The 10,336-nt window shown below is 63.1% G+C and carries 10 protein-coding genes; 7 read left to right on the top strand and 3 right to left on the bottom strand.

Annotated features, from left to right (window positions below; all coding sequences use genetic code 11):
• Nucleotides 1–51: 51 nt before the first annotated feature.
• Both RTQ46_RS22785 and RTQ46_RS22780 read right to left on the bottom strand, forming a co-directional pair.
• Nucleotides 52–432: a GFA family protein gene (locus RTQ46_RS22785; protein ID WP_312439871.1), complete on the bottom strand. Its 381-nt coding sequence runs from the start codon at nt 430–432 to the stop codon at nt 52–54.
• Between the two features lie 91 nt (nt 433–523).
• Complete coding sequence (locus RTQ46_RS22780) at nt 524–2,029, bottom strand: CHASE2 domain-containing protein (protein WP_312439870.1); 1,506 nt, start codon at nt 2,027–2,029, stop codon at nt 524–526.
• 264 nt (nt 2,030–2,293) lie between these two features.
• On the opposite strand from RTQ46_RS22780, the gene RTQ46_RS22775 reads away from it, so the two are divergent.
• Complete coding sequence (locus RTQ46_RS22775; RefSeq protein WP_312439869.1) at nt 2,294–3,436, top strand: GAF domain-containing protein; 1,143 nt, start codon at nt 2,294–2,296, stop codon at nt 3,434–3,436.
• A 149-nt stretch (nt 3,437–3,585) separates the two neighbouring features.
• The gene (locus RTQ46_RS22770) at nt 3,586–5,388 is read left to right on the top strand and encodes an NAD(P)/FAD-dependent oxidoreductase (RefSeq protein ID WP_312439868.1); all 1,803 of its coding nucleotides are present in this window, start codon (nt 3,586–3,588) and stop codon (nt 5,386–5,388) included.
• Nucleotides 5,389–5,529: 141 nt separating this feature from the next.
• Here RTQ46_RS22770 and RTQ46_RS22765 read toward each other — a convergent pair whose 3' ends face one another.
• Nucleotides 5,530–6,096, bottom strand: a complete 567-nt coding sequence (locus RTQ46_RS22765; protein WP_312439867.1) for a YceI family protein — start codon at nt 6,094–6,096, stop codon at nt 5,530–5,532.
• 387 nt (nt 6,097–6,483) lie between these two features.
• On the opposite strand from RTQ46_RS22765, the gene RTQ46_RS22760 reads away from it, so the two are divergent.
• The 5 genes from RTQ46_RS22760 to RTQ46_RS22740 all read left to right on the top strand — a co-directional run bounded on the left by RTQ46_RS22760 (nt 6,484) and on the right by RTQ46_RS22740 (nt 10,233).
• Nucleotides 6,484–7,104, top strand: coding sequence for a biliverdin-producing heme oxygenase (locus RTQ46_RS22760; protein ID WP_312439866.1), 621 nt, complete (start codon nt 6,484–6,486; stop codon nt 7,102–7,104).
• Nucleotides 7,101–7,583 carry a YbaN family protein gene (locus RTQ46_RS22755; RefSeq protein WP_409518365.1) on the top strand — a complete coding sequence of 161 codons (483 nt, stop codon included), beginning with the start codon at nt 7,101–7,103 and terminating at the stop codon, nt 7,581–7,583. Before RTQ46_RS22760 ends, RTQ46_RS22755 begins: the two co-directional genes overlap by 4 nt.
• Before the next feature lie 320 nt (nt 7,584–7,903).
• On the top strand, nt 7,904–8,713 hold the full coding sequence (locus RTQ46_RS22750) for a methionine ABC transporter ATP-binding protein (protein WP_312439865.1): 810 nt from the start codon (nt 7,904–7,906) through the stop codon (nt 8,711–8,713).
• Nucleotides 8,706–9,380 (top strand): methionine ABC transporter permease, encoded by a 675-nt coding sequence (locus tag RTQ46_RS22745; protein ID WP_312439864.1) that lies wholly within the window; start codon nt 8,706–8,708, stop codon nt 9,378–9,380. The genes RTQ46_RS22750 and RTQ46_RS22745 overlap by 8 nt, the downstream gene beginning before the upstream one ends.
• Before the next feature lie 25 nt (nt 9,381–9,405).
• On the top strand, nt 9,406–10,233 hold the full coding sequence (locus RTQ46_RS22740) for a MetQ/NlpA family ABC transporter substrate-binding protein (protein WP_312439863.1): 828 nt from the start codon (nt 9,406–9,408) through the stop codon (nt 10,231–10,233).
• The last annotated feature ends 103 nt before the right edge of the window (nt 10,234–10,336 follow it).

The following is a 10,336-nucleotide window of genomic DNA, read 5'->3' as shown; positions in this document are numbered from 1 at the left end:
CCGACAACATTGTTGGCGTCGGCGGTTTTGTCGGATTACGGCCCGACGGGCCTAATCCGACCTACTGGACGCATCATATCTCGGCAAGCCATCAGCGAGCTTCACCCACGCCACCTGCGTGGCTGTATAGATATGGCTCTGCGGCGCCAACCGATCCGGCTGGTCCAGGCTGCACGTGGTCAGATCGACCTCTTCCGGAGAACGGTCGTCTTCAAACATCAATTGCGTGCCGCAGCGCGCACAGAAGCTGCGCGTGCCGTGCTCGCTGGAAGCATACGCCACAGGCCTGCCCTGCAGCCAGCGCAGATTCGCGCGCGGCACGCTGAACCACGCAACAAACGGCGCGCCCGAGGCGCGGCGGCACCTGGAACAATGGCAGGCGCTCTGGTGCATGGCGCCCGCACCCGCTTCATAGCGGATATCTCCGCACAAACATCCTCCGTTCAGCATGGCATCCTCCCCGGCTCGGATTAGCGGCGCGCAGCGCCGCGAATCCGACAACGGCGTTGGCGCCAACAATGGTTTACACGACGGCGATAATAAATAATATCACCGCCAGCGGCGCCTGCACCAGCACGATACCCGGATGCGTGCGGCGCAGCTGGGCCCACACGTTCAGGCCCGGCACTTCTTCGTGCGGGTGATGCGCTTCGTCGCGCAGCGACATGGCGTGCAGGAACATGCCTGCAATCAGCGGTCCCGGATTGACCCACCAGCCCTGTTCCAGCAGGAAATGCGACAGGTACACGGCCAACACGCCGATCAGCACCGGCGAGGCCCACACCACCGCCAGGATCATGCGGATGCCGTAGAACTCGGCCAGCGTGCCCATCTGGTGCAGCTTGCCGATATCGTGGTCTTCCATGCGCTTGTCGATCGCCAGCTCGGCGCGGCCGTACAGGGTCCACAGGCCGCCGAACAGGCAGCCCAGCAGGATGCCCAGCAGCACATCGGCCGCAAACACCGCATATTTGTTGACGTCGGCCGTGCCGATGCCCAGCGAAGTGTGGCCGGCCGCATGCAGGTGCAGGCTGGCCTGTTCGCCTTCGGCCGTGGTGTAGCGGTCGCGCACGTCGTAGGTGGCGCCGATATACACGACATTCTTGCGCAGGGCGTCGGCCGCCACGCCGGCCTTGCCATCGACCAGTTTCACGCGCGTGCGCGTCGGGTTCAGGAATTCCGGCGCCATCGCCGTCGGGTGGAACGGCGCCGTGACGGCGTTCTGTTCGGCAGCATCCTTCGCGTCACCATGGATCACCGGCTCGAACGCCCAGCGCGCCAGTTCCTTTTCACTATTCGTGCGCCTGGCCAGCTGGCAGACGCGGTCGGCCAGCGGCACCACTTCCTTCTGTTCGGACAGCACGGCGGGTATCGGCTGCTTGTTTTCCTGTTCCTCGGCGCCATGCGCGAGCTCGAAGGCGACGGCCGACAGCACCGGGCTTTTCACTTCGATGCGGGTGACGGCGCCCATGCGCTCGCGGATGCGGGCGCTGGCAAAATGCACGCCGGCCGCGCAGCGTTCACGGATCCACGGCAGGTTGGCGTTCTGGTCCGACTGTTCGGGCAGGATCAGCACCAGCTGGCGGCCCTCGCCGGCCAGCCTGTCGAGCAGGCTGTCGAGCGGGCGTTCGCCATCCTTGTTCTGCTCATACACGGCCGGCGCCAGGTCCAGGTCGATCGCCAGCACCTTGCTGCCGCGCGCGGCCGCGCTGGCGATCAGCTGCTCCAGGCGCGAGCGCTCCAGCGGTTCGCGCTCGTCGAATACTTTTTCAAACGCCGGCTGGTCGATCTCGATAATGCCGGGCCGGTATTGCGCGCCCTGGTCGGTGCGCTCGCGCGTCAGCTGGCCATGTTCGGCGCTGGCGCGCAGCATGGCCGCATCGAGCCATTCGAGCACATGAAACCCTTCCAGCGCCAGCATCAGCGAGGCGATCAGGGTGGCACCGATAATATGGTGCAGCAAGTGGGTGCCGGTCAGCTTGAAGGCCTGCCCCAATTGCACGAAAGGCCACAGCAGGCGCTTGCCCAAGCTCAGCCTCGGCGGTGGCGGGGGTGGCGTTACTGCATGATCATCGGGACGGCCAGCATTCAATCTTGATACTCCTTGGTATTTTTTACTTGCATTTCAAGTAATAGTTGGTAACAGCAGGAACATGGTATTGCAATTGTGCCCATCAGCGCCGCACTGCTGAGACGAATGTCTCATCTGGACACGGTGCTGCGCTGCAGAATGCATTGCGCCCCGCTTCGTGCTACAAGCAGCAGATAAAAAGCAACACCAAAGGAGACCGCCATGCCCTATGTGCGCCAGACCAGCCATCTTGACCGCGTGCGCGACCTGATCGCCGGCAGGGTCGTCAATCCGGGCCAGGACCTTGCCCGCCTTGCCTCATCGTACCGCCGTTCGCTCGACGACTACCGGCTTGACCCCGCCTCGACCACCGGCCCGCGCATTTTGACGGGCGGCGAGCTGCGCGCGATCCAGCAGTCGGAAGAGAACTTTTTACGCTCGACCGGACAATGCCTGCCGCGCCTGCATGCGATGGTGCGCGAAGCGGGCTACTGCGTGATCCTGGCCAATGCGCACGGCGTGACGATCGACTACGCGGTCGACCAGGACCAGCGCAAGCATTTCAAGAAAGCGGGACTGTATCCGGGTTCGTGCTGGTCCGAAAATGAAGAAGGCACCTGCGGCATCGCGTCCGTGCTGCTGGACCGGGAAGCGATCACCGTGCACAAGACCGACCATTTCCGCGCCGCGTTTACGGGCCTCACCTGCAGCGCCGCGCCGATCTTTACTCCGCATGGCGAGCTGATTGGTGTGCTCGATGCGTCCGCCCTGTCCTCGCCCGATGCGCGCGACAGCCAGCGCCTGGTGTACCAGCTGGTGCGGCAAAGCGCGACCGTGATCGAGGACGGTTTTTTCCTCCAATCATATGGCCACTGCTGTATTTTGCTGGCCCACCGCAACCGCCATTTCGTGGAAGTACAGCCGGAAATGCTGCTCGCCATCGACGAACATGGCGATATCGTGGCGGCGAACCGCTGCGCGCGGCAGGTGATTGCCGGTCTCGATGCCCTGCCCCGGCCCGTCGGCGAGGTGCTGGAGGTGCGCGCGGAACGGCTGGTCGATGCGCGCGCCGGCCATCAGTTGCTGTCGCTGCGGCTGGCGGGCGCGGGCACCTGGCTGCATGCGCGCGTGCGCGCACCGGCCAGGCATGCCAAGCCACGCGGCCGTATCACCAGCACTGCCAGTCCCGTCGACAATGCGCCAGACTACAACGCGCAGGAACAGGCCGAACGCACGCGCATCGTGCAGGCCATGACGCAGGCCAAATGGCGGCCATTGACGGCGGCGGCCATGCTGGGTGTCTCGCGCGCCACCTTGTACCGGCGCCTGAAACAGCTGAACATCGTCGCACCGCACAGGCAATAAGCGGCAATAAGCGGCAACTAGCTGAGATTTTTGTCTCATCGCCGCTTGTGCTGCACTGCGCAATGCCACCTCAAATCGCGCGTGATACAACATCGTCAGCGGTGGAAAAACACAAGCCGCATTCCATCATCACGACATGAGGAGACACGATGAGCAACGATACCCATCAACACACGGTGGCCGCCATGCTGGAGCAGCTCGAAGGCCATTTACGTGCCGGCGACGGCGACAGCGCGGCGCAGCTGTTCGAGCAAGACGGCTACTGGCGCGACCTGGTGCTGTTCACCTGGAATTTGAAGACCCTGGAGGGCCGCGCGCAGATCAGCGCCATGCTGCACGCCCAGCTCGCTGCCGTGCGTCCCGTGACCATCCGCATCGCCGAGGGAGAACAGGCCAGCGAGGCCGGCGGCGTCACACAATGCTGGATCAGCATCGACACCAATGTGGCGCGCGGCGTGGGCTTTATCCGCATCCGCGACGGCAAGATCTGGACCCTCCTCACCACCATGAGCGAGCTGAAAGGCTTTGAAGAGGCCAAGGGTGGACGCCGGCCGATGGGCGCCGAGCACGGCGCGCGCACCAACCGCACCAGCTGGCTGGAGCAGCGCGAGCGCGAGGCGGCAGAACTCGGCTACGCGCGCCAGCCGTATTGCGTGATTATCGGCGGCGGCCAGGGCGGCATCGCGCTCGGCGCGCGGCTGCGCCAGCTCAATGTTCCCACCATCATTATCGAAAAAAATGCGCGGGCCGGCGACAGCTGGCGCAAGCGTTACAAGTCCTTGTGCCTGCACGACCCCGTCTGGTACGACCATATGCCGTATATCCCGTTCCCCGACAACTGGCCCGTCTTCACGCCGAAGGACAAGGTCGGCGACTGGCTGGAGATGTATACCAAGGTGATGGAACTGAACTATTGGGGTTCGACCACCTGCGAGTCGGCCAGCTTCGACGAGGCCACCGGGGAGTGGACGGTCAAGGTGGTGCGCGATGGCCAGAGCATCACGTTGACGCCGAAACAGCTGGTGCTGGCCACCGGCATGTCGGGCAAGGCGAACCTGCCGAAGTTCAAGGGCATGGACGTGTTCCGCGGCGAGCAGCAGCACTCGTCGCAGCATCCGGGGCCGGACGCGTATGCCGGCAAGAAGGTGGTGGTGATCGGCGCCAACAATTCCGCCCACGATATCTGCGCTGCGCTGTGGGAAGCGGGCGTGGACGTGACCATGGTGCAGCGCTCGTCGACGCATATCGTCAAGTCCGACTCGCTGATGGACCTGGCGCTGGGCGACCTGTACTCCGAACGGGCGCTGGCGGCCGGCATGACCACCGCCAAGGCCGACCTGACCTTTGCCTCGATCCCGTACAAGATCCTGGCCGATTTTCAAAAACCCGTGTTCAGGGCGATCCGCGAGCGCGACGCCGATTTTTATGCACGGCTGGAAGAAAAAGGCTTCATGCTGGACTTCGGCGACGACGATTCCGGCCTGTTCATGAAATACCTGCGCCGCGGTTCCGGCTACTACATCGACGTCGGTGCGTCCGAACTGGTGGCCGACGGCAAGATCAAGCTGAAAAGCGGCGTCGGCGTGGCGGAGCTCAAGGAACACTCGGTGCTGCTGACGGACGGCACCGAACTGCCGGCCGACCTGGTGGTGTACGCCACCGGCTATGGCTCGATGAACGGCTGGGCCGCCGATCTGATCTCGCCGGAAGTGGCCAACAAGGTGGGCAAGGTCTGGGGACTGGGGTCGAATACAACCAAAGATCCGGGTCCGTGGGAAGGCGAACAGCGCAATATGTGGAAGCCGACCCGCCAGCAGGCGCTGTGGTTCCACGGCGGCAACCTGCACCAGTCGCGCCATTATTCGCAATACCTGTCGCTGCAGCTGAAGGCCCGCATGGAGGGACTGGACACGCCCGTGTATGGGCAGCAGGAGGTGCATCACTTGTCGTAACCGCAAATTCACGATGCCGCGAAACATTGTTGGCGCATTCGGTGGTGGTGTCGGCTTGCGGCCTGAGCCGACCTGCCAGACAGACGAAAAAAAATGGCGGCGGGCCATCGGCCCGCCGCCATTTTTTTCGCATTAAAACAATTACTCTTTGACCGATTCAATCGCAAACGTCAGGGTCACTTCATCGCTGACGGCTGGCGCATATTTGCCGGCATTGAATTCCGAGCGCTTGATCTGGGCGGTGGCGTTGGCGCCGCAGGCGTCTTTTTTCAGCATCGGGTGTGGCGCGCAGTTGAACGAGGTGACGGTCAGGGTGACTGGCTTGGTCACGCCTTTCAGGGTCAGGTTGCCTTCGACGGTAGCCAGCTTGTCGCCATTGAAGTTGAACTTGGTCGATTTGTAGGTGGCAACCGGGAACTTCGCGGTATCCAGGAAGTCTTCGCCCTGGATGTGGCCGTTGAACAGGTTCGAACCGGTGTCGACCGATTTGGTATCGATCAGTACCTCGACGGAACCGGTCTTGGCGGCGCGGTCCAGCGTGATCTTGCCGGTGGTGTTATTGAAACGGCTTTGCTGGGTCGAGAAACCCATGTGGCTGTATTCGAAACGGGGGAAGGTGTGGCTGCCGTCGATGACGTACACTTCTGGAGCGGCAAAGGCGGACAGCGAGAAGCCGGCGGCGGCGATAAAGGCGAGCAGTTTTTTCATGATCAGTTTCCTGTAAGGTGAAGAGAGGTAAAACCGCAAGCAAGCCATTGTTGAGGTACAACTGGCCCACTGATGTGGCTTCTGTTGCAATGATTATGCATGGCATGAAGATCGATGTAAAACGGAAAATTTACTTACTTAGCATCGAAAATATCGATAGTAAGCAATCAGCCCTCCGCCCTACCGCCTTCTGCTGCCGATTATTCTCCACCTGGCTGAAAAACTCCAGCACACCAGATGAGAATGATTCTTGTTATTATTCTTTTCGCTTGCTATCATCTCGGCCTTTTGCCGCGCCACCCGCGCGCATCTGCGCTGCCCGCCATCCGCCTATGCAGCATTGCCCTGATTCATCCATAATACAGAGACGTAAAGCGAGCCGACCACATGACCGCAGCCACACCCGATTCCATTACCGCAAGCGACAGCGGAACTCCTGCCCTGCCCCGCAGCGCCCGTCTGAAGGCCGACACCTCGGCCACCCATGACGTGCTCGACAAACGCATCATGGCCAGCGCGCCATTCGACAACCAGCAAAACTACGCGCGTTTCCTGCAAGCACAATACGCCTTCCTGCGCGATGTCGACGCCCTGTACGACCATGCTGGCCTGGCCGCCCTGCTGCCCGACCTGGAGCAGCGCCGCCGCTACGCCAGCATCGCCGCCGACCTGCGCGACCTCGACGCGGCGCTGCCGTCCGATTCGCCCACGCCGCCGTTCGGCAAACAGCTGGACCTGGGCACGGCGCTGGGCTGGCTGTATGTCAGCGAAGGCTCGAAGCTGGGCGCGGCCGTGCTGTACAAGCTGGCCGGCAAGATCGGCCTCGACGAACACTTCGGCGCGCGCCACTTGGCCGGCCATCCGGACGGACGCGCGCGCCACTGGCGCGACTTCACGGCCGTGCTCGATTCCGCCCCGCTCGATGCGGACGGCGAAGCGCGCCTGATCGATGGCGCGCGCGCCGCCTTCATGCGCATGCACGGCCACGTCGAGGCGCTGGGCCGATGAGCGACGCGGGTCCCTTGCCGGAGCTGCCGCCAGCCGCGCGCGAGGCGCATGGCGCGCGCCTGCGCCGCTGGGCCTGGACGGCGGCCGGCATGCTGATGGTGGCGCTGGGCATAATCGGCGCCATGCTGCCCGTGATGCCGACCACCATCTTCCTGATCCTGGCGCTGGCCTGCTTCAGCCGCGCCTCGCCGCGCCTCGAACACTGGCTGCTGAACCACCCGCGCTTCGGCCATCCGCTGCGCCAGTGGCGCCAGCACCGCGCCGTCTCGCGCCGCGGCAAGGCCATGGCGACGCTCGGCATGGCGATCGGCTTTGTCGCCATGTGCCTGGGCCATCCGCCATGGTGGGTGATCGCCATGGTCGGCGCGATGGAGCTGGCCGTGCTGGTCTACCTGCTGCGCCGCCCGGAAGGCCCGGCGCCTGCCCCGGTGCCTGTCGGAGCAGAATCTGCCCCGCCGCCATCCTCTTCCACGCCATAACCCCCTTCCCGCCGCGGCGTGCCGCATCCACGCCGCGCCGCCGCTTGATCCCGTGACGCCTCCGGCAGCAAATATTCGCTTGCCTGCCGCCATGCCTGGCATTGGATGCTGAATTTTATTCGGCCAATAAACATCGCGCCTGTTTTTACCGCCACAAAACATCAGCATAGACATTATTTGCATATCCAAAGCAAGATTCTGTCGTTAGAGTAATAACGCGTTCGGGTATACTACGCAGCCGACGCCGCACCACGCACTGTCCGAAGCCGCTACCACTGCAACGGCAGCGCCGCGACGCTCCAATAATAAAAGGAATCTGCATGACCACACCTCCCAGCCCGCCGGTGATCCGCATCGAAGGCGCGAACAAGACCTTCGCGCTGCCCAAGGGCCAACAATTCCACGCCGTCAAGGATGTCAGCCTCGATATCTACCCCGGCGACATCTTCGGCCTGATCGGCAAGAGCGGCGCCGGCAAGTCGACCTTGCTGCGCCTGATCAACCTGCTCGAACGTCCGGACAGCGGCACCATCACGGTGGCCGGCCGCGAACTGACCAGCCTGTCGAAAAACGCACTGCGCGACGCGCGCCAGAATATCGGCATGATCTTCCAGCAGTTCAACCTGCTGCAAAACGCCACCGTATTCGACAATGTCGCCTTTCCATTGAAAATCCATGGCACCACCAGGGGCGAGCAGGTCGCTGCCCGTGTCGAGGAATGCCTGGCGCTGGTCGGCCTGTCCGACAAGCAGCACAGCTATCCGGCGCAGCTGTCGGGCGGCCAGAAACAGCGCGTGGCGATCGCCCGCGCGCTGGCCAGCCACCCCGACGTGCTGCTGTGCGACGAACCGACCTCGGCACTCGACGCGGAAACCACGCGCGCGCTGCTCGGCACCTTGCGCGACATCAACCAGCGCCTGGGCGTGACCATCGTGTTCGTCAGCCACGAGCTGTCGGTGCTGGGCGCCATCTGCAACCGCGTGGCCGTGGTGGAAAACGGCGCGATTGCGGAACAGTTCGACCTCGCCGACACCGCCACCCCGCGCCAGACGGCGCTGGGCCGCGAACTGGCCTATTACGGCACCGAAGCGTTTGAAGCGACCGCCTGGAAGGATGCAAGCCATGTTTGAAGAATCGATCAATAACGTCGTCGCGCTGCTGCCGGAAATCTGGGTCGCGCTGGGCCAGACCATGACCATGCTGGGCATAGGTCTCACCGCCGCCATCCTGATCGGCGGCCCGCTGGGCGTGCTGCTGTTCCTGGTGTCGGAAAACCAGTCGCTGGAAAACCGTCCGCTGTCGATGATCCTCGGCTGGCTGGTCAATACCGTGCGCTCGTTCCCGTTCATTATCTTGCTGGTGGCCCTGACGCCGTTTACGCGCGTCATCGCCGGCACCTCGATCGGCCCGCTGGCCGCTAGCGTGCCGCTGTCGTTTGCCGCGATTCCCTACCTGGCGCGCCTGGTGGAACAGAACCTGCGCGAAGTGCCGCGCGGCGTGATCGAAGCGGCGCATGCCATGGGCGCGTCGGAAATGCAGATCATTCTGCGCGTGCTGCTGGTCGAAGCGCGTTCCGGCCTGGTGCTGGCCCTGACCGTGCTGTCGATCAGCTTCCTGTCGTATTCGGCCGTGGCCGGCGTGGTGGGCGGCGGCGGCATCGGCGACCTGGCCATCCGCTACGGCTATTACCGCTTCGAGACCGACATCATGGTCGTCACCGTCGCCATCCTGATCGTGCTGGTGCAGATCATCCAGTTCGCCGGCACCCGCATCGCCAAGCGCCTCGACAAACGTTAATCATATATTGAATCAAAGGACACTCATGAACACCATCCGCCGCAACCTGCTGGCCGCCACCGTCGGCCTGGCCCTGGCCTTCTCGGCCCACGCAAAAGACCCGAAGGAAATCGTCATCGGCACCAGCGCCGGCCCGTACGGCGACCAGCTGAAAATCGGCATCAAGCCGATCCTGGAAAAACAGGGCTATAAAGTGCGCATCGTCGAGTTCAACGACTATGTGCAGCCGAACTACGCGCTGGCCGAAGGCTCGCTGGACGCCAACGTGTTCCAGCACATCGTCTACCTGAACAAGTTCGCCACCGATAACAAGCTGGCCATCACGCCATTGATCACGGTGCCGACGATCCCCATCGCCATGTACAGCAGCAAGCACAAGGCCCTCACCGAGATCAAGGATGGCGCCACCATCGCCATGCCGAACGACCCGACCAACCAGGCGCGCGCACTGGTAGTGCTCGACAAGATGGGCTGGATCAAGCTCAAACCGAACGTCGACCCGCTGCGCGCGTCCGAACGCGACGTGGCCGCCAATCCGAAAAAACTCAAACTGGTGCCACTGGAAGCGGCGCAACTGCCGCGCGCACTGGCCGATACCGACTACGCCTTCATCAACGGTAACTTCGCCCAGGCGGCCGGCATCAAGCTGACCAGCGCCCTGGTGGCCGAAAAGATCTCGGACAGCTACATCAACCTGGTGGCCATCCGCACGGCCGACAAAGGCAAGCCATGGGTCAAAGACCTGGAAGCGGCGTACCGCTCGCGCGCCTTTCTCGACGTGACCAACAAGCACTTCGCCGGTTACGAAAAGACCGATTACCAGGTCGCGCTGGAAAAGACGCTGAAGAAGTAAGCTGCCAACGATGTTGTCGGATTACGCGGACCTGCCTTGGCTTGAAAAGGCTATGTCACCATCAAGTGTGGAAAGCTTCCCATGGTGGCCTTGAGCAAGCTTT

Origin of the sequence: Janthinobacterium sp., from assembly GCF_031995485.1 — a bacterium.
Lineage (GTDB): Bacteria > Pseudomonadota > Gammaproteobacteria > Burkholderiales > Burkholderiaceae_D > Janthinobacterium.
The sequence above is the reverse complement of the archived record's forward strand: the minus strand, read 5'-3'. Positions and strand labels throughout refer to the sequence as shown.